This window comes from Cupriavidus sp. GW823-FHT07A04, assembly GCF_058794615.1.
Genome location: NZ_JBXAHA010000022.1, coordinates 1 through 25,634, shown reverse-complemented (window position 1 = coordinate 25,634; position 25,634 = coordinate 1). Strand labels below are relative to the sequence as shown.

The window sequence follows — 25,634 nt, the reverse complement described above, 5'->3', positions numbered from 1 at the left end:
GGCGGTCTATCCTTGCTGCGCCAGCATGGAGCGGAACCGTGTCAGCGCCAGGGCCAGGAAGATCCCGCCCGCGGCTGTGACGCCGAGCAACTGCGGCCACACCACATCCACGCCCGCGCCGCGGAACAGGATGGCCTGCGTGAGCGTGACGAACTGGGTGGTCGGCAGGAACTGCACCGCGTGCTGCATGGCCTGCGGCATGCTCTGCACCGGCGTGGCGGCGCCGGACAGCAGGTAGGCAACGGCATAGGTCGGCACCGCCAGCAAACCAAACTGCGGCATCGCCGGCGCGATGGTCGCCAGCCACATGCCGAGCGCCGTCACCGAGAACAGGTAGAGCGCGGTGCTCAGCGCAAAGAGCCCCATCGAACCGGTCAGCGGCACATCCAGCCACAGATGCACCACCAGCCACAGCGACAGCAGGGACGCCAGGAAGATCACCGCGCCATTGGCCAGGATCTTCGCCACCGCGATCTCGCTGGCGCGCACCGGCATCACCAGCAAGTGCTCGATGGTGCCGTGCTCGCGCTCGCGGATCACCGCCGCGCCTACCAGGATGATGGCCAGCACCGTGATATTCACCACGATCTGCATGGTCGACGTGAACCAGTGCGACTCCGTATTGGGATTGAACAGCACCGTGCTCTGCGCACGCACGGGCAGCTGCGCCTCGATGCCCCGCGCGTGCAGGAACTCAAGCGCCTCACGCGTGAAGATCTGCTGCAGGTAGCTGGCCCCCAGGCCCGCCTGGGTCATCGCGGTGGCATCGACCAGCACCTGCACCGCCGGCGTTCTTCCCGCCAGCACGTCGGCTTCGAAGCGCGGCGGGATCTCGATGGCGAAGATGTAGCGCCCCCGGTCCAGCTCCGCATCGACGGCGTGCCGGTCCACATCCACCGGCGTCTTGAAATACGGCGGCCGGATCGCATCGCGCAGGCGGCGCGAGAGCTCGGAGTGGTCGGCATCCACGATGGCCACCGATGCATTCGACACCTCGGCCTTGATGCCCTTGGCGACCGAATGCACGGCCAGCGTAAAGGCAAAGACGATCAGTGCCATCAGCGTCACATCGCTGAACAGGCTGCGCAACTCCTTGCCGCACAGCCTGGCCACGTTCTTGCACCATTGATTCATCGCGGCATCTCCCGGCTACGCTTCCTGCTTGCGCAGAAGCAGACGCGCGCCCGCCAGGTACAGCAGCGCGAAACCCAGCAAGGCCAGGTACATGGTGCCGAAGCTGCCCACGCCAAGCCCCTTGGTAAAACTGCCAAGGCTGACCAGCTGGAACCACGACGACGGAAAACCCAGGCCGATCCAGTAGCTGCTGCCCGTCAGCGTCGACACCGGATACAGCAGGCCGGAGAAGTTGACCGACGGAATCAGGCACAGGATCGCGGTGCCGAAGATGGCCGCCACCTGCGAACGCACGAAGGTCGACATCAGCAGCCCGAGCGCGGTGGCCGCCAGCACGAACAGCACGGCGCCGATCGACAAGGCGAGGAAGGATCCCTTGAGCGGCACCTGCAGCAGCACGATGGCCAGCGCCACCAGGGTCAGGTAGCTGATCATCGCCAGCCCCACGTAGGGCAGTTGCTTGCCGATCAGGTACTCGCCCACGCTGGCCGGGGAGGCGTAGAGGTTGGTGATCGACCCCATCTCCTTCTCCCGCACCACGCCGAGCGCGGTCAGCATGGTCGGGATCAGGATCAGCGCCAGCATGATGATGCCCGGCGTGATGGCGTAGATGCTGCGGAACTCCTGGTTGTAGATAAAGCGGGTCTCGATCGACACCGGCAGCGCGGCCGGGCGCTCCGGCTGCGCGCGCATCTGCGCATTGGCGTAGGCCAGCAGCACGCCACTCACATAGGCGCGCGTGGTGGCGCCCGGGAACGGGCTGGACCCGTCGACGCGGAATGCGAGCTCCGGCTGGCGCCCGGCCAGCAGGTCGCGCTCGAAGCCGGGCGGCAGCTCGACGATCAGCATATCGGCCGCGGCGCGCAGGCGCCGGTCCGCGTCCGCCTCGCTGTGCACGCCATCGGTCTGCACAAAGTAGCGCGAGCCGGAGAACTGCTCCACCAGCTCGCGGCTGGCACGGCTCTGGTCGCGGTCCAGCACGGCGAAGCGCACGTTCTCCACATCGAAGGACACGCTCCACGCCGCGGCGCACAGCAGCACGATCGGGCCAAGGATGGCGAATGCCAGCCGGAGCCGGTCGCGCGCCAGCTCCATGGCCTCGCGCCTGGCGAACGCCCAGGTCCGCGCCAGCCGCGAGCCGCCGGCATGCGCGGCTGGCCTGCCGACCGGCGCGGGGGGCGGGGCGGGTTGCGCGGGCGCAGCCGCCGCAGCCGAAGCAGCGGCGACCGCGGCGGCTGCGCCGTTCTCCGGGGTTTCCGCCTGCTCCAGGTAGCTGACGAACGCATCCTCCAGCGTCCGCGCGCCGCAGCTTTCCCGCAGCGCGTCCGGGCTGCCCACCGCCAGCACGCGGCCGCGGTGCATGAAGGAGATGCGGTCGCAGCGCGCCGCCTCGTTCATGAAGTGCGTGGAAACGAAGATCGTGACGCGCTGCTGGCGCGACAGCTGGACCAGATGGCGCCAGAACATGTCGCGCGCGCCGGGGTCCACGCCGGAGGTGGGCTCGTCGAGGATCAGCACTTCCGGATGGTGCAGGCAGGCCGCAGCCAGCTGCAGGCGCTGGCGGATGCCGAGCGACAGGGCGGCGGGCCGCGCATCGGCATGCTGGTCCAGCTCGAAATCGAGCAGGGCCTGCCCGACCGCCTTTTGCGCGCGCTCGCCCTCCATCCGGTAGAGCCTGGCATGCAGGTCCAGGTTCTGCCGTACCGTCAGTTCCTCGTACAGCGAGAACGCCTGCGACATATAGCCCACCCGCATGCGGGTACGCATATCGCCGGCGTCGATGGTCTGGCCGAGCAGGCGCGCGGTGCCGCTGGTGGCATCCAGCAGCCCGGTCAGCATCTTCATGGTGGTGGTCTTGCCGCAGCCATTGGAGCCGAGAAAGCCGAAGATCTCGCTGCGCTCGATGCGAAAGCTCACATTGTCCACGGCGGTAAAGGCACCGAAGCGCCGCGTCAGCCCCTCGGCCTCGATGGCGGGTTCGTCGCCATCCGGCGGGCGGGGCGGGATCACCAGTCCCGTGGCATCGCCGCGCCGGGCCGCCGGCAGCAGCGAGATATAGGCCTGCTCCAGGTCGCCGGTGCCCGCGCGCGCCAGCACATCGGCGGTACGGTCGCACACCAGCACCTTGCCTGCATCCATGGCCACCAGATGCTCGAAGCGCTGCGCCTCCTCGATATACGCGGTGGCAACGATCACCGTCATATTGCTGTGCTCGGCGCGCAGGTCCTCCACCAGGGTCCAGAACTGCCGCCGCGACAGCGGGTCCACCCCCGTGGTGGGCTCGTCGAGAATCAGCAGGTCCGGGTTGTGGACCAGTGCGCAGCACAGGCCCAGCTTCTGCTTCATGCCGCCCGAGAGCTTGCCCGCCGGACGGTCCGGGAAAGGCGCCAGGCCGGTGGCCGCGAGCAGGCGCTCGATGCGCTGGCGCCGCTGCGTGCCGCCCAGGCCGAACAGCCGGGCAAAGAAGTCCACGTTCTCGTAGACCGACAGCGTCGGGTACAGGTTGCGTCCCAGCCCCTGCGGCATGAACGCCACGCGCGGCAACAGCGCCTCGCGCGCTTGCCGGTCACGCAAGTCCGCGCCCAGCACGGTGGCATGGCCCTGTTGGATACGCTTGACGCCTGCAATCACGCCGAGCAGCGTCGATTTACCGACGCCATCGGGGCCGATCAGGCCGATGGTGGCATTGCCGGGCAGCGTGAGCGACACATTGTCCAGGGCCACGCTGGCGCCGTAGCGGTGCGACAAGCCATCGATCCGGATGGCCGCGGCACCGTCGGGGTGCGGACTCGGCATGGCGTCAGGCCGGCTGCGGGGGCAGCGTCAGCGCGGCGGGCCAGGGCTGCCTGGCATCCAGGCGCACAAAGCCATCGCCCGTCATGCCGGCCTTCAGTTTGGCCGCGTAGCGCTGGGCAACCTCGGGCGCCAGCTGCAGCTTGACGCGATACATCAGCTTGGCCCGCTCGGCATCGGTCTCGACATACTTGGGGGTGAACTGCGCCTCGCTGGCCACAAAGCTGACGCGGGCCGGGATCGGTTCGTCCTTCATTGCGTCCAGCACGATGCGCGCCTCGTCGCCGATAGCCAGCTTGCCGGCAGCACCCGCGGGCAGGAACACCGTGAAATACATATCGGCCAGGTTCAGCAGCGACGCCACGCGGCCGCCCGCCGGCAGCACCGTGCCGACCTCGATCACGCGATACTCCACACGCCCGGCCACCGGGGCACGGATGGTTGCCTCATCCTGCAGGATCTTCAGGCGGGCAATCTGGGCATCGGCCTCCGCGATCGCCGCGTTAGCCTCGCCAAGCGCGGCGCGCGCGCCGGTCACGCCCGCGCTCTCGCCATCCAGGCCAAGCTGCCGGCGATCGCGCTCGACGGCAGAAATCTGGCGGTCCTGGTAGAGCTTGACCGCCTCGGTCAACTCCAGCCGCGCCAACCGCTGGCGGCTCGCGCGCCCCTCGATCTCCGCCTGCGCGCGCGACGCCGCCTGCACGGCACGCTCGCGGGCTGCGGTGGCAAGGCTGAGTTGAGTCAATAATTCGGCGTCATCCTGCCGGGCCACCACGGCGCCCGCAGCCAGGGCATCGCCCTCGCGAACCGGCAGATCGATGACGCGGCCCGGATACTTCACCGCCACGTCCAGGCGGCCGATCTCCATGCGCCCATTGCTGTGGGCCACATCCGCCGGCCACGGGTCGCGCTGGCTGCCAAGCCACCACACGGCGGCTCCAATGGCGCCAGCAACGAACAATACCGCTATACCCCAGCCTGGTTTGAGTTTCATCGGCTACCTGTGCACCTGTGCGCTGAATGATGGAATGCCGCCGGGCGCGCCAGGGGGTTCAGGGTGTCGGGCAAAGGGGGGAAGGGGAGACGACAAAGACAGACCTTGATCCGCGGGGCGACGGCGTAGGGTCCAATGCTATCCGGCGGGGTGGGGCGTGGACTTGATCTAGCGCAAGTTGGTGCCGAAGGGGGCACTTTTTGGAGGGGGAGTTCTAATTAGGCGATTAAGCGATGCGCAGTACCGCCGCGCCGGCCAGGCGGCCCGCGCGCAGGTCGGCCAGCGCGGCATTGGCCTGCTCCAGCGGATAGACCGTGGTGGTGGTGCGCAGCGGCGTGGCCTGGGCGATCCGCATCAGTTCCAGCCCGTCGTCGCGCGTGAGGTTGGCCACCGACACGATCGACCGCTCCTCCCAGAGCAGGCGATAGGGGAAGGCCGGAATATCGCTCATGTGGATGCCACCGCAAACCACGGTGCCGCCCTTGGCGACGGCTTGCAGCGCCATCGGCACCAGCGCACCCACCGGCGCGTAGATCAGCGCGGCATCGAGCGGCTGCGGTGCGGGCTGGTCGCTTGGACCGGCCCAGCACGCCCCGGTGTCACGCGCGAACTGGCAGGCGGCGGTGTCGCCGGGGCGCGTGAAGGCAAAGATCTCGCGCTGCTGGGCGACGGCGATCTGCGTCACCAGGTGGGCCGCGGCGCCAAATCCGTAAATGCCGATAGACCGGACCTTGCGGGCGTCCCCCGCCATGCGCAGCGTGCGGTAGCCAATCAGGCCCGCACACAGCAAGGGCGCCGCATGCTCGTCGTCGTAGTGCTCCGGGATGGGGAAGCAAAAGCGGCTGTCGGCCACTACGTACTCGGCGTAGCCGCCGTCGCGCGTATAGCCGGTGAACTGCGGCGTATCGCACAGGTTTTCGCGACGCGCCGCGCAATAGCCGCAGTGCCCGCAGGTCTGCCCGAGCCACGGCACGCCGACCCGGTCGCCCGGGGCAAGGCCCGTCACGCCTGCGCCACAGGACTCGACCCTGCCAACGATTTCGTGTCCGGGAATGAGGGCGGCTTTCGGGTGCGCGAGTTCGCCGTCGACAATGTGCAGGTCGGTGCGGCAGACGCCGCAGGTGCTCACCGCGATACGCACTTCGCCTGGGCCGGGGTCTGGCACGGGGACGCGCGCCAGGCGCAAGGCCGGCCCGGTGCCGTCGAAAATCATGGCGCGCATCGTCTCGTGCATGGTGACGTCCTCGGCGGTGCCCAGCATTTAGCCTAGGTCACGCTGACGGTTGCCGCTTGATCCGTATCCATGGCGTACGCGAGGCGCCAGCCCCTGTGCAGAAGGTATCGGCTTGACCTGAGTCAATAGCCACGTCCAAACGCTTCCTAGACTGGATTCAGGCTCCCAAACCCAAACCTAAACCGCACAGGAATGTTATGGAATACGCCAGCATCATGGTCCACCTGGACACCAGCCCACGCGCGCTGGACCGGCTTGAAATCGCTGCCCGGCTCGCCGTGGCACGCCATGCCCGGCTGATCGGGCTGTTTGCCGGCTTTATGCCGGATGTCGCCTGGTTTTACCTGATGGAGGGTGCCGCGACCTATATCAACGAGGACCGCCAGCGGCGCAGTGAGGCGCGCGAGGCGGTGCACCGGCGCTTCCTGGCGGCAACGCAGGACCTGGGGATCGAAACCGAGTGGCGGGCAGTGGATGGCGATCCGTTGATGATGGCGCTGCGCGAAGTGCGCGAGGCCGACCTTGTGGTTGCCGGGCAATACGATCCGGCCGACCCAGACAGCTTTGTCGCGACCCAGTTCCTGGAAACCCTCATCCTCGACGGTGGCAGGCCGGTTCTTGTCATTCCATTCGCAGGCCAGTTCGCTGTCCCCGGCGCACGTGTCATGGTGGCTTGGAACGGCGGACGCGAGGCCACGCGCGCCTTGCACGACGCCATGCCCTTGATCTGCGGCGGGCAGGCCAAGGTGCTTTGCGCGCAAGGTACCGGCGCGCGGCCCGATGCGAGCCTGCCGGGCCATGCCATGGCCGCGTTGGCAAGCCATGGCGTCCAGGCAGAGTTTGAACACTGCCAGGAAGGATCGGACATCGCCATCGGGGAAACCTTGCTCTCGCGCGCGGCGGATTTTGGCGCCGATCTGGTGGTGATGGGCGCCTACGGGCGCGGCCGCCTGCGCGAGTTGGTACTGGGTGGCGTCACCAGGGCTTTGCTGGACACCATGACGGTGCCCGTCCTGATGTCACACTAGTCACATCAACTGCCGGCATGGCGCGGGCGCGATATCCGCGCCCGCGCGCACCATGGCTGCGGCCGGCTCCGCGCATGGCCGGAAGTGAGATTGACGCAGATCATGCTAACCGGCAACCACCCACCTATATTGAAGCTTGAAGCGGAACGAGGGTTCAGCGCGCCACGCCGCAGGCACTTCGTGCCGGCGGCCCATCACTTGATCTGGCGCAAGCGGCCTGCCCGATGTCATCGCATCATGGATGTGGATCCACCTTGCCGCGCCCGGGAGTCGACGATGTCCGATTTAACGAAAGAGCAGCTCTCCAGCCTCGTCGCCTTGCTGGACAGCAGAGAGCAGAGAATCCGCGGCCAGATGGACGCCGCAGCCGTTTCCCGTACTGTGTCCGCCGAGCGCGAAGCGAGCGACGACGCGGATCTCGCTGAGCATGGCACCGAGGAGCGCATGGACGATGCCGTGGCGGAACACTACCGCATGGAACTGGCCGACATAGCGGTGGCGCGCAAGCGGATCGCCAGGCTTAGCTACGGCGTGTGCGTGGACTGCGGCGAGCCCATTCCTTATCCACGCCTGCAAGCGTATCCCACGGCCAAACGCTGCACCCCGTGCCAGCGCAAGCACGAGCACATGTTCGGGGCGCCGAGCGGTATGCGATGAGCATGGGCGGGCGTTCCCGCGGGCGGGCTCGCCAGGTGAGTCCGCAATACTGCAGGCAGGCCGCGTGGGCGCTGCCCGATTCGATTTCAGGAGCCAGACATGAAAGTCCGTGAGCGTTCGAGCCAGGTCAGGCCGGCCCGTTGGGACCGGCTTCCCCAGGATCCCATCCACGATGCCTACAAGCAGCCGGAGCAGGCGCCCGCCATCGCTTCCTGTCCCGCTTGCCACGCGGTCTTCCTGAAAGGATGTTGGCAATGGCGGGCCGTGCCGCCCGGCGCCAAGGCGCTGATGTGCCCGGCCTGCCACCGCATCGCCGACCATGTGCCCGCGGCGCAGTTGACGCTGGATGGGGCGTTCCAGCGGGAGCACCGGGATGAGATTCTCGGGCTGGTGCGGCACCGCGAAGCCCTGATGAGAGAGAGTCATCCGATGGAGCGCGTCATGGCGACGCAGACTCAGGAGGATCGCATCACCATCACGACCACGGGCTTTCACCTGGCACGCGATATCGGCTCTGCCGTGCATCATGCGTATCGTGGCAAGCTGGAAATCGACTATCCCGACGCCGACGAGACCCTCTATGTTCATTGGCACCGCGCTTGAGGACCGTCATGGCGCGCATTGGGGGCCGTCCAGTCTGACAGACACCTCGCCTTACGGCGTCGATGGAAGTCGCTAGCCGGCTAGCCAGCTAGCTGGTCCCTCACCGGCAAAAGGTGATGTCATGACTTTCCAGGACAGGAACGAGGCCGCCGAGCGGCTAGCCGAAGCGCTCTCCGGGTACGGCGACGCCCATCCCCTTGTGCTGGCCATTCCACGGGGTGGCGTGCCGATGGGCAAGATACTCGCCGACCGGCTCGGCGGCGAACTGGACGTGGTCCTGGTCAGGAAGCTAGGGGCGCCATTCGACCGCGAGATGGCGGTCGGCGCGGTCGATGAAAGCGGCTGGGTCTACGTGACGCCCTACGCGGCACGAGTTGGCGCCGACTCCAGCTATCTCAACCAGGAGCGCAACGAACAGCTTGCATTGCTGCGCCGCCGCCGCAAGCAATACACGCCGGGGCGCGCCGCGCGTGCGCTGGACGGGCGCACGGTGATCGTGGTGGACGATGGGCTTGCCACGGGCGCCACCATGATTGCCGCATTGCATGCCGTGCGGCAGCAGCATCCTGCCCGGCTGGTATGCGCTGTGCCCGTGGCCGCGCCGGCTTCGCTCGCCGAGGTGCGGCGTTACGCGGACGAGGTGGTCTGCCTGCGATCGCCGGCCAATTTTTCCGCTGTCGGTGAGCATTATCGGGAGTTTCCGCAGGTTGAGGATGAGGAAGTGGTGGCTTGCCTGGAGGGCGATCCGGGGCAGCACGGGGTGGGGCGTTTGGCGGGACGGTAGTAGGGGTGGGCGTTCTGGAGGCGGTGCTTTTGGTCTTTTCCGGCTGCTGCCAGCCTCTGGCAGCCTGGCCAGTTAGGGAAAGGCGGGCGGCTAGCGCAATGTCATGGCCCATTGCCTGAGTTCGACCCCGTCAGCAAGAGGCGGAGTTCCACGCCGTCGCTGGCAGGCTGGCCAGTGCGCAGAACGTGGATACCGCTGCTTTCGGCGAGCCTGAGCATCGCCCTGTTGGTTGCCAGCGTGGTCCCGACCAGCTCCCGCGTGCCGCGTGCGCGGCAGTAGGCCACCATCTTGCCCAGCAGCAGGCTGCCGATGCCCTGGCGCTTGCAATCGGAGCGCACCGCCACGGCGAACTCAGCGCACAGGTTGTCGGGGTCGGCTACGGCCCGCACTTCGCCCAGGATGGCCGGCTGCTCGCCGGTTGCCGCGCCGACGGCGACGAATGCCATCTCACGGGCGTAATCGATCTGGGTCATGCGTGCGAGCTGGCTGTGCGGCGGCTGGCGGATCATGCAGAAGAAGCGCATGCGGATGTCATCCGGGGTCATGGCGGCAAAGAAGGCCTGGTAGGCGGGCTCGTCTTCGGGATGCACCGGGCGCAATAGCAACGGTGCGCCGTGCCACGCCACGGTCTCCTCCAGTTCCTTGGGATAGGGCCGGATGGCAAGGCGGGCAGCGCCTGGCTGCGTAGCCGCCGCCACGCCGATGCGCGTGTCCAGGGCCAGCACGCCCGCGCCGTCGGCCAGCAGCGGATTGATATCGAGTTCGGTGATTTCCGGCAGGTCGCATAGCAGTTGCGACAGCTGGATCAGGACCTGGTACAGAGCGTCATGGCGAATCGGCGGCTGGTCCCGATAGCCCGCAAGCAGCTTCGCAACGCGTGTGCGGCCGACAAGATCCCTTGCCAGGTTGACATTCAGCGGCGGCAGGGCGATGGCACGGTCGGCGATGCACTCGGCGGCGGTACCCCCGTGTCCAAACAGCACCACAGGGCCAAACACCGGATCGGTGGTCGCGCCCAGGATCAATTCGAAAGCACCCGGCCGGCTGATCATGCGCTGGACCGTGAAGCCATCCAGGCGCGCCCCGGGCCGTTCGCTGCGAATGCGGGCTTCCATGTGCTCCAGGGCCTGCCGCACCTGGCCGGCAGACTGCAGGTCCAGCGCCACGCCACCGACGTCGGACTTGTGCGTAATGTCCCGCGACAGAATCTTGGCGACAACCGGAAAGCCGACGCCTTCGGCAGCGGCGACGGCGGCATCGATGTCGGCAGCGGTCCGGGTTTCCACCACAGGGATGCCATAGGCGGTCAGGACCGTGCGGGCTTCGGGCTCAGTCAGCATCGAACGGCCGGTGGTGAGCGCGTCGCGGATGCACTGTCGCGCACGTTCGCTGTCGGGCTCGGCGCCGGCCGGAACCGATGGCGGCGTCTCCATCAGCAGTTCCTGGTTGTGGCGGTAGGCCACGGTCTGCAGGAAGCCGCGCACGGCCTGTTCCGGCGTGTCGTAGGTGGGAAGGCCCGCATGCCGGCAGATCTGGCGGGCGCGGGTCACCGAGTCGCCGCCGAGCCAGCTTGTGAAGACGGGGCGCGATACCGTCGACGGTGTGGCCGGCGCAGTTGGCGTGATGGCGCTGGTGAGGGCAATGGCGATGTCGCTGCTTGGCACGATCGCCGTGGGCGCGTGGATCATCAGGATCGCATCGCTGCCGGGGTCCGCCGCAAGTCGCTTCAAGGTGTCGACGTAACGTTCGACGGGAGCGTCCCCAACGATGTCGACGGGGTTCCCGTGCGACCAGGTGGGTGGCAAGGCCGCGTCCAGCAGCTTCAGCGTGGCGTCTCCCAGGGTGGCCAGATGGCCGCCGCCAAGAATCAAGGCATCGGTGGCCATCACGCCAGCGCCGCCGCCGTTGGTCATGATCGCCAGTCGATCGCCGGCGAGCGCTCGCGCGCGAGCGAGCGTTTCCACTGCGTCGAACATGTCTTCGGTGGTGCCCACGCGCAACATGCCGGCCCGGCGGATCGCCGCGTCGTAGATATCGTCGGCGCCTGCCAGGGCACCGGTATGCGAGGTTGCCGCTTTCGCGCCTTCTGGCACCCGGCCGGCCTTGATGATCAGCACTGGCTTGTTGCGGGCAGCCGCGCGCGCGGCGGACATGAACTTGCGCCCGGACCTGACCGCTTCCACATAGAGCAGGATCGCCTGGGTGCCCGGGTCGCTGCCGAGATAGTCGAGCACGTCCGCCACGTCGACGTCGGCGCTGTCCCCGAGCGAGACGAAGTGAGAAAAGCCGATTTGGCGCGATCTTGCCCAGTCCAGCACCGCCGTGGTCAGGGCGCCGGACTGCGAGACGAAGGCCAGCTTGCCGGGCAGGGGGGGCGCGTGCGCAAAGCTGGCGTTCAACCCCAGGCCTGGCACGAGCAGCCCCACGCAGTTGGGACCAAGGATGCGCAGCAGATATGGCCTGGCGGCGCCAAGCATTGCATCCTGCTGGGTTTGCCCGTCCGCGCCATCCGCTCGCGCCATGCCCGCGGTAAGGACCACGGCGGCCAGGGTGCCACGTTTGCCCAGTTCGGCAATCAGGCCCGGCACCGTATCGGGCGGCGTGCAGATCACTGCCAGTTCGGGCGCATCGGGCAGCGCGGCGACGCAGCGATAGCAAGGCCGACCTTCCAGCGCACGGTACTTTGGGTTCACCGCATACACCGGGCCGGCGAAGCCGCTGGCACGGAGGTTGGCAAACACGGTGGCCCCTACGCTGTGCGGTCGTGCGGACGCGCCGATCACCGCGACCGAGCGCGGATGAAACAGATGTTCCAGGTTACGAATACTCATCGTGCTCGGGGTCGTCGGGGTGGGAGGGGGCGCCAGTTCCGTATCCGGCTGCGAGGCGGGCTGCAAGGCGGGCTGCGCGTCAGGCCGGATGCGCCATCGCGTGGACGCCAATATGCCAGCATTGTTCAGCTTGGGGGCATCGGTCTTGATGCAGGACAAGGATGCTGCCGATCGGGCAGCAGAGGTATCAATGGACCGGGATTTCCAAAGCCTCTACTACTTGGCACCTGGCGCTGCGGGCCAGCCCCCGGCCCCCCCACGATCTCTCTCTGCCGGGCAACACCGCGCTTGATCTGGGACAAGATGCGGCAGGCGCGCTGTGCCACCATGAAGTGGCGGTCCGCTCCTCATGCGGGCCCTTCACTCCAAGGAGGCGACAATGAGCAATCTCAGGATTCACGATCCGCTGTCGATCGAACCGGTTGGGGACATGCTGCAAGGCATGTTGCGCGCGTTTCGCGGCAACTATGAAGGAGGATTCGCGTTCAAGGTCGATGTGACCGAGTCTGACAAGGCCTACAACGTGGTCGCCGAGATTCCCGGCGCCAGGAAGGAAGATATCGAGGTGTCCGTCGATCGCGGCACGGTGATGATCTCGGCCAAGGTGGAAAAGTCTTCCGAGCAGAAGGAAGGCGAACGTGTGATCCGGCGTGAGCGCTACAGTGGCTCGATGCAACGCGCCTTTACCCTGGACAGTTCCGTGGACGAAAGCAAGGTGGATGCCAGCTACGAGAACGGTGTCCTTCGGGTGGTACTGCCCAAGAAAGAAGCCTCGCCGCAACAGCGTGTGACGATCCGCTGACATGGTGTTTTCCGGGGCCGCCCACGGGCGTTAATACAGCCAACGCAGCCGATGCAGCCGATGCACAGAGCACATCATGGACCACCGGACCGTGCTGGTCGCGCTCGGCGTGGATCCCGACTGCGCATCCACGGCACTTCGTGGCGCATGTCGAGCCGGCTGCGAGCGCCCCCCGCGGCAATGGATCGAGCGAGAGTTGCTGCGGGATCCTGAGGCTGACCGGTGAACGGGGCGTCGACGCGGCCACATTGAGGCACCGGGCATGCAAGGGACCTTTGAGGCCGCGTTGCGTGTGCTCAAGCCGGGAGGCACGCTTATTCCTAGCCCTCCAGCACGTAGCTCCCGGGGGCGTCGGCGAGCGCGCCGTGCGCCGCGTCGCGCGCGGGGACCCGTCCAGTGGAGTGCGACGCCAGCCAGCCCTGCCAGCAGGGCCACCAGGATCCCTTATGCCGTTGCGCAGTCGAGAGGTAGCGTTCGGGGCTGCCATAGGTTGCCTGCGCCGCGCGCGTTTCCACCCGGTATCGGCGGCCGGGATGCGAAGGGTCGGCCACGATGCCGGCATTGTGGCCGCCCGAGGTCAGCAGGAACGTCAACGGCGCCGACGTCAGCAAATGCAGCTTGTAGACCGAGCGCCAGGGCGAGACATGGTCATGCTCCGTGCCGACCGCGAAGATCGGCATGCCGATGTCCGACAGGGCGACGGGGCGGCCATCCACGCAATAGCGTCCTTCCGCCAGGTCGTTGTTGAGGAACAGCTTGTGCAGGCACTCCGAATGCATGCGAAAGGGCAGGCGGGTGACGTCCCGGTTCCACGACACCAGGTCGTTCGGGCGCAGCCGCTTGCCGAGCAGGTACTCGCTCATCATGCGGGACCAGACCAGGTCGCGCGAATGCAGCATCTGGAAAGCGGCTGCCATCTGGGGACCGTCCAGGTAACCTTGCTGGCGCATCATCGCGTCCAGCGTGGACAAGGCGCTGCTGTCGATGAACAGGCCGAGTTCTCCTGGCTCGGTGAAGTCCGTTTCGCTGGCGAACAAGGTCAGGCTTTGCAGGGGCAAGCCACTGTCGTCGCGGCTAAGCGCCGCTGCGCAGATCGACAGCAGCGTGCCGCCCAGGCAATAGCCGGCGGCGTGGATGCGCGTATCGGGGTAGCGCTCCTGCACCGCGTGCAAGGCGGCCCGCACGCCGAGGCGCAGGTAATCGTCAAGCCCGAGGTCGCGCGCATCGGCACCCGGGTTCTTCCACGAGATCATGAAGACCGTGTGGCCTTGCTCGACCAGGAAGCGCACCATCGAGTCACGCGGCTGCAAGTCCAGGATGTAGTACTTCATGATCCAGGAGGGCACGATCAGCACTGGCTCCCGCCATACCTCGGCGCTGGCTGGCGCGTACTGGATCAGCTCGATCAGGGCATTGCGGAACACCACCTTGCCGGGCGTAACGGCGACATCCCGTCCTACCTTGAAGGTGGGCGGGCGACGCAGCTTCGGGTCGCGCGACAGGTCCGCCACCACGTCCTGCATATCGTGCAGCCAGTGCTGGGCCCCGTTGAGGAAATTGCCGCCGGCGCTGGCAGCCGTGGCCTGCAGCACCACGGGATTCAGCCACCAGGCATTGCCGGGCGAGCAGGTATCGAGCATCTGCCGCGCGCAGAACGACACGATCCGCTCATGGTGCGGGGATACGCCACGCAGCCCATGCGTCAGCGACGCCCATAGCGCCTCGTTGTTGTGAAAGGCATCGCGCCAGAAGCGGAAAGGCCACTGCGACCAGGCGGGGTCGGCGAAACGCAGGTCGGACGGCGGCGCCGTCGCGCCGGGCGCTGGTTGCGCAGTGGCCGGACCAGGCCACATGCCGCCCGTCGCGGCAATCATTGCGCTTATCCACTCTCCCAGGGACGTGTCGACCTTGCCAGGGGAGACGGCCAGGTGCAATGCCCAGTCCAGTCCGGCCAGCCAGAACGAGGCAAGCGACATGCCTTGCGTCGCGCAGGCCAGCGTAGAGCGCACTTGCTCGTCGAGCTGGTCCGGTACAGCCTCGATGGGAGCGCAGCCGCATTCCGCCTCGGGTGCAGCGGCAGGTTCACGGGTTGGCATCGGTGCGTTCATTGCATGTGCTGCCCGCCATGGATGGCGATATAGGCGCCGGTGACAAGTGCTGCGTCATCGGAGCACAGGAAGGTAACCGGCGCCGCGACCACTGCCGGGCGCCCCAAGCCTGCCGACAGGGGCCACCGGCGCAGGCCGGCAGGATCAGTCGGGGTTTCCGCCTGAGGCCGGGCAGGTCTTGACGCCGAGCAGGCTGTAGAGGGGACAGATGCGGACGAGCCCTGTCAGGACCGGGATCACGCCGATCCATCCCCACACGCCGATCGTGCCGGTGACGGCAAGGCCGATCAGGGCCAGGCCGACAACGATCCTGAGCGTGCGGTCAACCGCACCGATATTGGTTTGCACAGCGTCCTCCTTTCGATAGCCCGTTAAATGCAGGTGCGGCGTTGCCGGGTTCGTTTCGCGATCCGGCGGCTGCACGAGCCCAATATAGCCGGATGGCTGCCGGTGGCCTTGATCTATGGCAACTTTGACGCGTACTAGTACTAGTGCTGGATTGCACGCAACTCCGGTGTCACCGGCCGCGCCACAGGCGAGATTGATCTGCGTCAAAGGCCACCAGGCGCCCGACACTAGACTGAGTACACGGCACCAGCATGCCTTGATGCCCCTGCGCAGCACACGGCCAAGAAAGCAAGAACATGGTGCCCGGTATCCTCAAACTCGCCTACAAGCAGCTGGTCAACGACCGGGCCAAATTCACCGGCTTGCTGGTCGGGATCACATTCAAGACCGGGCTCGGCACCAATATCCTGCTGATGACCGTGATCAGCTTTATCGTCGGGCTGTCGATCTCCGGGCAGACGTTCTACACCTTTATCCTCGAGAACCTGGAGAAGTTCGGCGCACTCAAGGCCATCGGCGCCAAGGGGCACGAACTGGTGGCGATGATCGTGTTCCAGGCGGCTTTCACCGCGTACGGCCTGGGCATTGGGCTGTGCGCCATCCTGATCAGCCTGGCGCGGCTGCGTATCCCCGACTACGCCGCCATGATCACGTTCTATAACCTGGGCCTCGCGCTGGTGATGGTGATCGTGATCGCTGCGGTGTCCGGTTATATCGGAGTGCGCAAGGTGCTGCGCATCGAACCCTTCGATATCTTCCGGGGGTAAGCATGCCGCGCGTTGCCATTGCCGCAAAGGCGCTGGACAAATGGTTTGGCGAAGGCGAGGCCCGGACCAATGCGCTCAGGCAGGTCACCTTCGAGGCGTACTTCGGCGAGATCCTGTTTATCGTAGGCCCATCCGGCAGTGGCAAGACCACGCTGCTGAGCGTGATCTCCGGCATCCTGCGCCCGGACGGTGGCGAGGTGGTGATCGACGGCACCAGTATCTGGCAGATGGACAACGATGCGCTGGCGGCTTTCCGCCTCGCCAGGATCGGCTTCGTGTTCCAGGACTTCCACCTGTTTGGGCGCCTGACCACGCTGGAAAACGTGGCGATCCCGCTGATTCTCAAAGGCCGCGACTGGAACGATGCGCTGAACGAAGCCAAGCGCTACCTGGAGATCGTCGGGCTTGCCAACCGCGCCCAGTTGCCGCCGATCAAGCTCAGCGGCGGCGAGCAGCAGCGCGTCGCCATCGCCCGTGCCATTGTCAGCCAGCCCGACATCCTGATTCTCGACGAGCCCACGGCCTCGCTGGACGGCGACACCGGCCACGCCATCATGGAGTTCGTCAAGGTGCATATCCTCAACGACAAGCGCTGCATCGTGATCGTCACCCACGATGCCCGCATCTTCGACATGGCCACCCGCATCCTCGATATGGAAGATGGCAAGCTCAAGGGCATCGAGCGGGGAGAGCACAGATCCAGTCCACCACCGAGCTGGCGGCCCTGGTGCGCAAGCAGGTGGAGATCACGCGCGCGCAGGTGCAGGCCGGCACGACAGCACACGCCAGCGAACTGAGCCTGGCGGTGCAGCTTGCCGCGCTGGAGGCGACGCTGCCGCCGTTGCGGCAAAAGCTGGAGCAGGCCGATCATCTGGAGGCGACCCTGTCTGGCCATTACCCTGCCGAGGGCGAACCGGTTGCCGTGACGCTGGAGACCCTGCGCTTGCCGGCGGACATTCCCCGGCTGCTGCCGGCGGAACTGGTCCGGCGCCGTCCCGATGTGCTGCTGGCCGAAGCGCAGCTCCACGTCGCCAGCGCCGAGGTGGGCGTGGCCACCGCCGCCATGTTTCCCGCCATTACCCTGAGTGCTGGCTATGGCCGCGAGAGCTTGCAGACCGGGACGCTGTTTGGCGGCGGCAGCGCAGTCTGGAGCCTGGGGGCGGGCCTCACAGCGCCGCTGTTCCATGGCGGCGAACTGTACTACCGGCAGCAAGCCGCCCTGGCGCAGATGGACGCGGCGCAGGCCGGCTACCGTCAGGTGGTGCTGGCTGCGTTTGGACAGGTGGCAGACGCATTGCGTGCCCTGGACCACGATGGTGAGCTGGTCGAGGCCACGCGGCATGCGCGGGATCTCGCCCATGAGGCCTTGCAGGAGGTCCAGGCCAACTTCCAGGCCGGCACCGCCGGCTACTTGCAGGTACTGGTGGCGGATGCACAGTTTCACCAGGCCGATATCGGCTACCTGCAAGCCAGGACCCAGCGGCTGCAGGACACCGTGGCCTTGTTCCTGGCGCTGGGCGGGGGCTGGGACGCCAGCACCTAGTGTCCAGGCAGGGCAGGCGCTCAGGACTACCGTTTCGTGATGGCGCCATTCAGCCAATGTCATCCTCCGACAGCGCCTCGTAGCCAGCCACCACATCGAACAGTTCCTCGTCGATCGCGCTTTGCCGCTCGCTGTGAAACCGGCCGCGAAGGCTGGCGAGCAGTTCGTCGATGTTCTTGTCGGCCCGCTCCATCGCAGCCAGGCGGCTGGCGTTCTCGCTCGCCAGCGATTCGGCGCAGGCGCTGAACAGCGAGATAAAAAGGTGCTCGCGGATCAGCGCGCGCATCGTGGCAGTGCCGCCCCCGATCACTTCCGGCGGATTCGGCGTTGGCCAGCGCTGTGCCAGCAACCCGGCCAGCCATTGCGCGTCAAGCGGCAACAGGCGCTGCTCCACGGGCTGGAAGAGGGCGCCCGGCCTTGGCTGATTGTAGAAGACGTAGATCCGAGGCTGCGCGGCCTGGCTCGGGTGTGTTTCCGTATCGAGCTGCAGCCGGTCGACCAGCGGGGCAATGGCCTCGACCGAGCCGGGCACCGCATAGGTGCCGGCCACGCTCACGCCGGCGCTGGCCAGGCGAGCCCGCACCCGCTCGCCGACGGCCCAGACCTCTCGCTTTCCGGGCATGGCCAGGAGCGTTTTGAGCGCATGGTCGACGATCACCTCGTTGAACTGGCCCACCAGCCCCTGGTCGGAGCCGAACACGATGGCGCCGACCGCTCCCGTTGAGGCAGGCTTGCTTTGCCCCGGCGTTAGACCGGCGGGCGCCAGCGTGCGCAGGCATGCCCAAAGACCAAGGCTCACCGCGCGGCGGTAGTCGCCCAGCGCCAGCACGGACTGTTCGTACTGGCTGATGCTGGAGGCGGCCAGCGCGCGCATGGTGCGAACAACGGCTTGCAGATCCGTGGCGCTGCCGATCTGGTGCCGCAGCGTGGCGGCCGAGTCGCTCATTGCCTCCACCCCTCTGCCGGAGAGCGTGCCTGCGCTTCGAGCCCGGCCTCGCTATTGGTACCGGTATCGGCACCGGCCTGGAACTGCGCAAGGGCGGCGCGGACGAGCGCGGTCACTGCCTGGCCATCCGCCTCGTCCGGCTTGCCCGCGGCCTCGAAGCGGGCGGTTATCGCCGGTGGGATGCTCGCCGCCGCGGCGCGCACTGCTAGCTGCGCGTCCTGCATCCGGTCCAGCGGCACGGCATCGAACAGCCGCGCGGTCAGCGCGCTCAGGATGGCGATCTGCGCAGGCACCGGGACCGGGTCCGATTCGGGCTGCATCAGGCAGGCGCGAATGCGCTGGCCGTGCGCGATGGACTGGCGGCTGTCATCATCGAGCCTGGCGCCGAAACGAGAAAACGTCTCGAGTTCCTCGAACTGCGCGTAGGCGAGCTTGAGATCGCCGGCCACCGCGCGAAAGCTGCCCCGCTGCGCCTTGCCGCCCACGCGCGACACCGACTTGCCGACATCCACCGCGGGCAGCACGCCAAGCGCGAACAGCGTAGGCGACAGATAGACCTGGCCGTCGGTGATCGAGATCAGGTTGGTCGGGATGTAAGCCGACATGTCTTGCGCCTCGGTCTCGATGATCGGCAGCGCGGTAATGGAGCCACCACCGCGCTCGGCGGCGAGGTGCGTGGCCCGCTCCAGCAGCCGCGAATGGATATAAAAGATGTCCCCCGGGAAAGCCTCGCGGCCGGGCGGGCGGCGCAGCAGCAGCGAAAGCTCGCGGTAGGCGCGGGCGTGCTGGGTGAGGTCGTCGTAGACGATCAGCACGTCCCGCCCGGCCTCCATGAAGTGCTCGGCGATGCTGGTGGCGGCATACGGTGCGATATAGGCCAGCCCCGGTGGCTGGTTGCCTTCGGTGACGACCACGACGGTATAGTCCATCGCCCCCTTGGCGCGCAGGGTCGCCACCGCCTTGGCAACGGCCGAGGCGCGCTGGCCGATGGCGCAATACACGCACACGACGTCCTGGCCGCGCTGGTTCAGGATGGTATCGATGGCGATGGCGGTCTTGCCGGTCTGGCGGTCCCCCAGGATCAGCTCGCGCTGGCCTCGCCCGATGGGAATCAGCGCATCGATGACTTTCACGCCGGTCTGCAGCGGCACCGTGACCGCCGCGCGCTCCATGATGGGCGCGGCCGGGCGCTCGATCGGCAACCGCGCGCTGGCCGCGAGCGGCCCGAGGCCATCGAGCGGGCGGCCGAGCGGATCGATCACGCGCCCGAGCAGCATCTTGCCCACGGCCACGTCCATCACGCGGCCCGTGCGCTCGACCTGGTCGCCGGCCCGCAGCCTCCAGTAGTCGTCGAGCAGCACCACGCCGACCTCGTCTTCATCGACATTGAATGCAATGCCGTACACGTCGCCGGGAAAGCGCACCAGCTCGTCATAGCCGATGCCAGGCAGGCCGCGGACTTGCGCGACGCCCGTGGCCACGCTGACGATCGTACCCACCTCCTGCGCCGCTAGTGCCGGCACGAAGCGGCTGCGCGCCTCGCCCATGGCGGCGAACGCCCGTTCGATGGCGGTTTGCGGCGGGGTAAGCGCGACGGTCATGGCTGGCTGGCCTCGGGCTTTGGCACTGGCTTCGGCGCGGGCTGCGGCACGGATTCCGGCTCGGGCCCGGCATGCATCACCGCGTTCTCCGGGCTCAGCAGCTCGCTCACGGCATGCTCCAGCGAGCCGAGATAGCCATCGATGCTCCACGCCAGCTTCTGGCCGCCGACGATGAGTTCGATGCCGCTCACCAGTTCCGGAGCCGTGTCGAACTGCAAGGGGATGGCAGTGCCCAGGATGTCATCCACCGCCGCCTGGATGGCGGCGCGCTGTGCGGCAGGCAGCGCGAACGCACCGCGCACCACCGCGTGCGCCGCCGGCTGCCCGAACGCGGCCGCAAGACTGGCTCTCGCCGGCTCGTCGAGCGCACGCAGACGGCGGATGAAGACGTCGGCCACGCGTTCTTCCAGGCTCGCCGAGGCCAGGTCCGCGAGCGCCCGGCGCGCGATGGCAAACACCTCGCGCCGCGCCAGGTCGCCAAGCGCCTGCGTCAGTTGCCCGGCTTCGCTGCGCAGCGCGTCCTGCCGTTTTGCGGCAAGCGCGTCCGCAGCCTGGCGCGCTGCTTCCAGCCACTGCCGGCGCTGCGTCTCGGCATCGCCAGCCGCCTGTGCCAGCAGCGCAGCGCGCTCGCGCTCGAACGCATCGGTCTTCTGCTGGAACGCCTCGCCTTGCTTGCGCGCCTCGGCCTCCCTGGCGCAGGCGTCGGCGATCTGCCTGGCGATCCTGCCTTCGCGGGCGTCGATGGCGTCAAGCACTGGCTGGTAAAGAAAGCGCTTCAGCAGCCAGACGAGGATGACGAAGTTGAGCGCCTGCGCGCCCACGGTGAACCAGTCGATCAGCATGGCTTACCTGGCCACCGCGCGGGCGATGGCGGCGTTCCAGAAGGGGTTGGCAAAGATCAGGATCATCGAGACGACGAAGCAGTAGATCGCCGTCGACTCGATCATCGCCAGGCCGACGAAGAGCGTGCGCGTGATCGTGGCCGATGCATCGGGCTGCTGCGCCAGCGACGTCAGCGCCGTCGCTACCGCCCGGCCTTCCGCGAGCGCGGGCCCCATGCAGCCGAAGCCGGTGCAAAGGCCGGCCATGGCGATCGATGCCACCGCGATGATTGTCAGGCTGTCCATGGGATGGTTCCTTGGTCGGGTTCAGGGTGTCTTTTCGATCGGCAGGCCTGGCTCCGCCTTGCCGTCATGCGTGGCCGCCGCGAGATAGACCGCGGCCAGGATGCTGAAGATATAAGCCTGCACCATGCCGGTAAGCAGGCCGAGCGCGGTCATCACGATGGGAAACAGGAACGGCGTGATCGTCACCAGGATGGCGATGATCATGGCTCCGCTCATCATGTTGCCGAACAGGCGAACAGCCAGCGCCAGCGTGCGCGACAGTTCGCTGATGATGTTGAACGGCAGCATCATCAAGGTCGGCTCGAGGTAGGACTTCAGGTAGCCGCGCAGCCCCTGGTCGCGGATGCCGTACAGCGGCACCGCCACGAACACGCACAACGCCAGCGCCAGCGTGGTCGACAGCGATCCGGTGGGCGGCTCGTAGCCGGGAACGATGGTAAACAGGCTGGCCGCGGCGACGAACAGGAACAGGGTGCCCAGGAAACCGAGATACTTGTGCGGCTGGCGCAGGCCGACTTCCGCGATTTGCTGCGCGATCCCGGTCACGATGATTTCAAGCAGGTTCTGCCAGCGCGAGCGGCGGTGGCCCAACGAGAGCCGGCGCGTGACCAGCCAGGAGCCCAGGGTCAGCACCCCCATCAGCACCCAGGTGAAAAGGATCGTGCCGTTGAGCTTGACGAAGCCGTGCTGCCAGAAGATCCACTGGTCAGGGCTGAGGCGCATGGCCCGTCTCCCGAGGCGCCGGGGCGCGGCGGTGGTCCGCCCATCGCGCCGTCATCCATGTCACCGCCACGCGCGCCACCGCGAAACCAGCCAGGCAGGCAGCCATCCGCTCCCATTGCCCCGCGCCGACGGCGTAGAAGCCGAGCAGCGTGACGCCCATGCGCAGCAGCAGGCTGCCCAGCAGCCATAGGGCCGACTGACCGGATGAAAGCGTCCGGCGGACCGTCCACCACAGGCCGCCGAAAAAAAAGCCACCAAGTGCACCACCCGCGAGGGCCGCAAGCAGCAATGCCGCCACGTCATGTATCCGCATCGTCTTTCTCCTCCTGGTCCTGGCCTTGGTCTCGCCGCATGGCGCGGTCCTCCTTGGCGACCCAGTGCCACGCATTGAAGCAGCCGAGCACCAGGCCGGCCACCAGCAGCGCCAGCGTCCATGCGTGCCGGCCGGGATAGTGCTTGTCCAGCCAGATGCCCAGCGCCGCGCCGAGCAGCGTCGGCACTACCACCGACCAGCCGACCAACCCCATCATGCCCAGCCCGAACCAAACCCCCGGCACGCCCTGGCGCCGCGCCCTGAGCTTGCGCTGCGCCTTGGCGCCCACTTTGCCTGCCAGCGTGGGCGCGGGCTTGGGCGGCCCGCCGGGCGGTGGGTCGGTCATGGCGACGGCTTGTGAAGCTTGGCGAAGCGCGCAAGAAAGCCCGTCTCCAGCTTGGCCATGACCGTGCGCAGGCTGCGCGCCTGCTCGTCCTGGGCCAGGAACTCGCGCTCCACGGTGTCGCGCAGCGTGGCCAGGTCGGCGCCCGCCATGGCGCGGCGCACCGACACGCGCACATCGAGGCCGGTCTTGACCAGCACACCGTCATCGACCGCGATAAACACTTCGCCATCGGCCAGCGTTTCGAAGGTCAGGATGCCGGGTGCGAGCGCCGCGACGCAATCGAGGCGATGCGGCAGCATGCCGAACGCCCCCCCGGCGGTCTCCGCCACGATGCGCAACACATCGCGCTTGCGCAGGAAGACCCGGAAGGGCAGCAGTATCTCAAGCAGCATGCGATCTGGCGGCATGGCTCTCCTTTGCTGGTTCTGGCGCCGCGGGCGCGGGCTTGCCCCTCGCTTCGGCGATCGGCCCGATCATGTAGAGCGCGCTTTCGGGGTAGTCCTTGAACTCATCGCGCAGGATGCGCTCGCACCCATCGAGCGAATCCGCCAGGCTGACTGTCCTGCCTTTGATGCCGGTGAACTGCTCCGTGGTGAAGAACGGCTGGGTCAGGAATCGCTCCAGGCGGCGGGCGCGGGCGACGACGCCGCGGTCGGCGGGGGAGAGCTGTTCCAGCCCCAGCATGGCGATGATGTCCTTGAGTTCCGCATACTGCGCCAGCGTGCGCCGGATATCCTGCGCCAGGCGATAGTGGCGCGCGCCGACGATGCCGGGCGTGGCCATCCTGGAATTCGATTGCAGCGGGTCGACGGCAGGGTAGAGGCCCTCGCTCGCGCGCTTGCGCGACAGCACGATGGACGCCGACAGGTGCGAGAAGGTATGCACCGCCGCCGGGTCGGTGAAATCGTCCGCAGGCACATAGACCGCCTGGATCGAGGTGATGGCGCCGGTGTCGGTGTTGGCAATGCGCTCCTCCAGCCCGGACAGTTCGGTGCCCATGGTCGGCTGGTAGCCCAGCCGCGACGGCATCTGCCCCATCAGGCCAGACACCTCCGATCCGGCCTGGATAAAGCGGAAGATATTGTCGATCAGCAGCAGGACGTCGCGGTGCTCATCGTCCCTGAAGTACTCGGCCATCGTCAGCGCTGCATGGCCAACCCGGAAGCGCGCTCCCGGAGGCTCGTTCATCTGGCCGAAGACCATGACCATGTCCTGCAGGACGCCGGCCTCGCGCATGTCGTGGTAAAGCTCCTCGCCCTCGCGGCAGCGCTCGCCGATGCCGCAGAAGATGCTCACGCCCCGGTGATGCCCGACCATGTTGTGGATCAGCTCGGTGAGCAACACCGTCTTGCCCACGCCCGCGCCGCCAAACAGGCCTGCCTTGCCCCCGGTTTCGAGCGGCAACAGCACGTCGATCGCCTTGATGCCGGTCTCGAACACCATCGACTGCGTGGAGCGCTGGGACAGGGGTGGCGGCACCCGGTGCACCGAACGCCACTGGACATGCTGCGGCGCCGGCAACCGGTCGATGGGCTGGCCGAACACATCGAACATGCGCGACAGGATGCTGGCGCCCACCGGCGCCTGCAACGGTCCACCGGTGTCCTGCACCGCCATGCCTCGCGCCAGCCCCTGGGTGGACGTCAGCGCAATGCAGCGCACATGCCGCGCATCGCGCTGCGCCAGGACTTCGATGGCGATCCGGCCATCCATGCCGGTACGCAGCAAGGTGCGAATCGGCGGCAGTCCTGCCTCGAAGCGCACGTCGACGACGCTGCCGCGCACCGCGGCAACCACGCCCCGGCGCGCGCTCACCGGCAGCCCCCATGTGCGGGCGGAACCGGTCCATGCGGGCACCTGGCCTCTAACCGTGCCCGCATGGCTGTCCGGCGATGCGCCACTGCCGCCGTCCTTGCTCCGGTCATGTGATCATCCTCAAGCCGCCCGTGACTTGCTGCCGTTTTCACCATGCCGCCTACACCAGGCGCCGCGCGTGCAGCAATGCCCAATGATGCGCTTGCCCAGCCGGGAAAAGTTGATACAGATCAACTTAGCGCATGCGTGGCACCGAAGCAAGACGTTGCGCAGCCGGTGCGATCGGATCGCTGATTTGCGGCGCGTGGAGCGGCAGCGACTGCAACGCTTCAAGGGCCCTGTCGACCGCCCTTGCGTGACCGGCGTCGGACAAACTCCGCCAGTTGGCGGCGGATATCGCCGATCACGGGCCCCCGGTCAACCGCGCGGGAATCGAAGGGCCCCAGTTGAGCATGGGCAATGCCTGCTTGAACGACGTGCAGTCCGGCGCGATTTCAAAACTCGCCCTGGACAAGTCGGCTCCTTGACCCGGGTGGGCAGTTCATGACTCCAGCGGGCAAGCCGTGCCTGCCGCTAGCGCTCTAGCCGCAGGAAGGCTTCACGACTGGCGATGGCTCGCCACTACCCCATGCGCCGTGCCCCCGCACAGGAGCGGGCGGGGCAGCGCCCGCCCGAACGGGCTCAGCCGGGCGCTGGTGGCGGGGCTGAGCACGAGCGGCGTGCCGGCCTTTCCCGTCCCGCCGATAGTGGTAAATGAGGTGGGATGGGATTGAGAACGATATAGCAGAGGATCGGCGCCTGGCCGGCGCCGCAACGGACGGGTAGCGCGCCGAGCGGGGCCTAGGCGCGCAACATCGGCCGCGCGCCAAACCATCAGACCGTGCTCAACGACGGCCTGAATCACCTTGAGCCGGTCCAGTTCACGCAGACTCATGGTGATCAACCCTCGATCCTTCACGGCGCGCTCCCGTCCAACCCAGGCGCTACCAGTATAGGTCTATCCAGAGGACATTCTGATGTGGCTGGAAGCGGACATTCTGATTTGGCCTTTACAACCTAATGTCTAGGCGGTTTTTAAATGTCGGCGGGCTGGCTATTTAGAAATGTCAGTGCGGTCGTGCTTTTTGTGGTTTACCC

22 protein-coding genes and 2 pseudogenes are annotated in these 25,634 nt (G+C 67.2%); 8 read left to right on the top strand and 16 right to left on the bottom strand.

Annotated features, from left to right (window positions below; genetic code table 11):
- Positions 1–6: 6 nt before the first annotated feature.
- From AC1Q7Q_RS31755 to AC1Q7Q_RS31740, 4 genes are all read right to left on the bottom strand, one after another.
- The gene (locus AC1Q7Q_RS31755; RefSeq protein ID WP_416048508.1) at positions 7–1,134 is read right to left on the bottom strand and encodes an ABC transporter permease; all 1,128 of its coding nucleotides are present in this window, start codon (positions 1,132–1,134) and stop codon (positions 7–9) included.
- Positions 1,135–1,149: 15 nt separating this feature from the next.
- Positions 1,150–3,930, bottom strand: a complete 2,781-nt coding sequence (gene rbbA, locus AC1Q7Q_RS31750) for a ribosome-associated ATPase/putative transporter RbbA (RefSeq protein WP_492375060.1) — start codon at positions 3,928–3,930, stop codon at positions 1,150–1,152.
- A 4-nt stretch (positions 3,931–3,934) separates the two neighbouring features.
- Positions 3,935–4,921 (bottom strand): HlyD family secretion protein, encoded by a 987-nt coding sequence (locus AC1Q7Q_RS31745; RefSeq protein WP_492375059.1) that lies wholly within the window; start codon positions 4,919–4,921, stop codon positions 3,935–3,937.
- A gap of 226 nt (positions 4,922–5,147) precedes the next feature.
- The gene (locus AC1Q7Q_RS31740) at positions 5,148–6,155 is read right to left on the bottom strand and encodes a zinc-dependent alcohol dehydrogenase family protein (RefSeq protein WP_492375080.1); all 1,008 of its coding nucleotides are present in this window, start codon (positions 6,153–6,155) and stop codon (positions 5,148–5,150) included.
- A gap of 197 nt (positions 6,156–6,352) precedes the next feature.
- Here AC1Q7Q_RS31740 and AC1Q7Q_RS31735 point away from each other — a divergent pair, with 197 nt between their 5' ends.
- From AC1Q7Q_RS31735 to AC1Q7Q_RS31720, 4 genes are all read left to right on the top strand, one after another.
- A complete protein-coding gene (locus AC1Q7Q_RS31735; RefSeq protein WP_492375058.1) occupies positions 6,353–7,183 on the top strand; it encodes a universal stress protein in 831 nt (276 codons plus the stop codon).
- A 276-nt stretch (positions 7,184–7,459) separates the two neighbouring features.
- Positions 7,460–7,840, top strand: a complete 381-nt coding sequence (locus AC1Q7Q_RS31730) for a TraR/DksA family transcriptional regulator (protein ID WP_492375057.1) — start codon at positions 7,460–7,462, stop codon at positions 7,838–7,840.
- A gap of 99 nt (positions 7,841–7,939) precedes the next feature.
- Positions 7,940–8,443 carry a BCAM0308 family protein gene (locus AC1Q7Q_RS31725; protein ID WP_492375056.1) on the top strand — a complete coding sequence of 168 codons (504 nt, stop codon included), beginning with the start codon at positions 7,940–7,942 and terminating at the stop codon, positions 8,441–8,443.
- A 121-nt stretch (positions 8,444–8,564) separates the two neighbouring features.
- The gene (locus AC1Q7Q_RS31720) at positions 8,565–9,227 is read left to right on the top strand and encodes a phosphoribosyltransferase (RefSeq protein ID WP_492375055.1); all 663 of its coding nucleotides are present in this window, start codon (positions 8,565–8,567) and stop codon (positions 9,225–9,227) included.
- A gap of 101 nt (positions 9,228–9,328) precedes the next feature.
- On the opposite strand, the gene AC1Q7Q_RS31715 is transcribed toward AC1Q7Q_RS31720, so the two are convergent.
- Positions 9,329–12,058, bottom strand: a complete 2,730-nt coding sequence (locus AC1Q7Q_RS31715) for a bifunctional acetate--CoA ligase family protein/GNAT family N-acetyltransferase (protein WP_492375054.1) — start codon at positions 12,056–12,058, stop codon at positions 9,329–9,331.
- A 379-nt stretch (positions 12,059–12,437) separates the two neighbouring features.
- On the opposite strand from AC1Q7Q_RS31715, the gene AC1Q7Q_RS31710 reads away from it, so the two are divergent.
- On the top strand, positions 12,438–12,860 hold the full coding sequence (locus AC1Q7Q_RS31710; RefSeq protein WP_043346129.1) for an Hsp20/alpha crystallin family protein: 423 nt from the start codon (positions 12,438–12,440) through the stop codon (positions 12,858–12,860).
- Positions 12,861–13,180: 320 nt separating this feature from the next.
- Here the strand turns inward: AC1Q7Q_RS31710 and AC1Q7Q_RS31705 are convergent, their stop codons facing one another.
- Both AC1Q7Q_RS31705 and AC1Q7Q_RS31700 read right to left on the bottom strand, forming a co-directional pair.
- Positions 13,181–14,956: a PHA/PHB synthase family protein gene (locus tag AC1Q7Q_RS31705; protein WP_492376566.1), complete on the bottom strand. Its 1,776-nt coding sequence runs from the start codon at positions 14,954–14,956 to the stop codon at positions 13,181–13,183.
- 156 nt (positions 14,957–15,112) lie between these two features.
- Positions 15,113–15,316: a YgaP family membrane protein gene (locus AC1Q7Q_RS31700; protein WP_492376567.1), complete on the bottom strand. Its 204-nt coding sequence runs from the start codon at positions 15,314–15,316 to the stop codon at positions 15,113–15,115.
- 380 nt (positions 15,317–15,696) lie between these two features.
- On the opposite strand from AC1Q7Q_RS31700, the pseudogene AC1Q7Q_RS31695 reads away from it, so the two are divergent.
- The 3 genes and pseudogenes from AC1Q7Q_RS31695 to AC1Q7Q_RS31685 all read left to right on the top strand — a co-directional run.
- Positions 15,697–16,083 (top strand): annotated as a pseudogene (locus AC1Q7Q_RS31695) (FtsX-like permease family protein); the annotation flags it as partial.
- A 2-nt stretch (positions 16,084–16,085) separates the two neighbouring features.
- Positions 16,086–16,772 (top strand): annotated as a pseudogene (locus AC1Q7Q_RS31690) (ABC transporter ATP-binding protein); the annotation flags it as partial.
- Between the two features lie 38 nt (positions 16,773–16,810).
- A complete protein-coding gene (locus AC1Q7Q_RS31685) occupies positions 16,811–17,626 on the top strand; it encodes an efflux transporter outer membrane subunit (RefSeq protein ID WP_492376568.1) in 816 nt (271 codons plus the stop codon).
- A 49-nt stretch (positions 17,627–17,675) separates the two neighbouring features.
- Here the strand turns inward: AC1Q7Q_RS31685 and AC1Q7Q_RS31680 are convergent, their stop codons facing one another.
- The 9 genes from AC1Q7Q_RS31680 to atpD are packed head-to-tail and all read right to left on the bottom strand — an operon-like array spanning position 17,676 to position 24,539.
- Positions 17,676–18,572, bottom strand: coding sequence for a F0F1 ATP synthase subunit gamma (locus tag AC1Q7Q_RS31680; RefSeq protein WP_492376569.1), 897 nt, complete (start codon positions 18,570–18,572; stop codon positions 17,676–17,678).
- On the bottom strand, positions 18,569–20,173 hold the full coding sequence (locus AC1Q7Q_RS31675; RefSeq protein WP_492376570.1) for an alternate F1F0 ATPase, F1 subunit alpha: 1,605 nt from the start codon (positions 20,171–20,173) through the stop codon (positions 18,569–18,571). The genes AC1Q7Q_RS31680 and AC1Q7Q_RS31675 overlap by 4 nt, the downstream gene beginning before the upstream one ends.
- Complete coding sequence (locus AC1Q7Q_RS31670; protein WP_492376571.1) at positions 20,170–21,015, bottom strand: F0F1 ATP synthase subunit B family protein; 846 nt, start codon at positions 21,013–21,015, stop codon at positions 20,170–20,172. The genes AC1Q7Q_RS31675 and AC1Q7Q_RS31670 overlap by 4 nt, the downstream gene beginning before the upstream one ends.
- A gap of 3 nt (positions 21,016–21,018) precedes the next feature.
- Entirely contained in the window at positions 21,019–21,300 is a 282-nt protein-coding gene (locus AC1Q7Q_RS31665; protein WP_150990106.1) for a F0F1 ATP synthase subunit C, read from the bottom strand.
- Between the two features lie 21 nt (positions 21,301–21,321).
- The gene (locus AC1Q7Q_RS31660; RefSeq protein WP_492376572.1) at positions 21,322–22,023 is read right to left on the bottom strand and encodes a F0F1 ATP synthase subunit A; all 702 of its coding nucleotides are present in this window, start codon (positions 22,021–22,023) and stop codon (positions 21,322–21,324) included.
- Complete coding sequence (locus AC1Q7Q_RS31655) at positions 22,007–22,336, bottom strand: N-ATPase subunit AtpR (protein WP_492376573.1); 330 nt, start codon at positions 22,334–22,336, stop codon at positions 22,007–22,009. Before AC1Q7Q_RS31655 ends, AC1Q7Q_RS31660 begins: the two co-directional genes overlap by 17 nt.
- Positions 22,323–22,682, bottom strand: a complete 360-nt coding sequence (locus AC1Q7Q_RS31650; protein ID WP_492376574.1) for an AtpZ/AtpI family protein — start codon at positions 22,680–22,682, stop codon at positions 22,323–22,325. Before AC1Q7Q_RS31650 ends, AC1Q7Q_RS31655 begins: the two co-directional genes overlap by 14 nt.
- Positions 22,679–23,089 carry a F0F1 ATP synthase subunit epsilon gene (locus AC1Q7Q_RS31645; protein WP_492376575.1) on the bottom strand — a complete coding sequence of 137 codons (411 nt, stop codon included), beginning with the start codon at positions 23,087–23,089 and terminating at the stop codon, positions 22,679–22,681. Before AC1Q7Q_RS31645 ends, AC1Q7Q_RS31650 begins: the two co-directional genes overlap by 4 nt.
- Positions 23,064–24,539 carry a F0F1 ATP synthase subunit beta gene (gene atpD / locus AC1Q7Q_RS31640; RefSeq protein ID WP_492376576.1) on the bottom strand — a complete coding sequence of 492 codons (1,476 nt, stop codon included), beginning with the start codon at positions 24,537–24,539 and terminating at the stop codon, positions 23,064–23,066. Before atpD ends, AC1Q7Q_RS31645 begins: the two co-directional genes overlap by 26 nt.
- Positions 24,540–25,634: the final 1,095 nt, after the last annotated feature.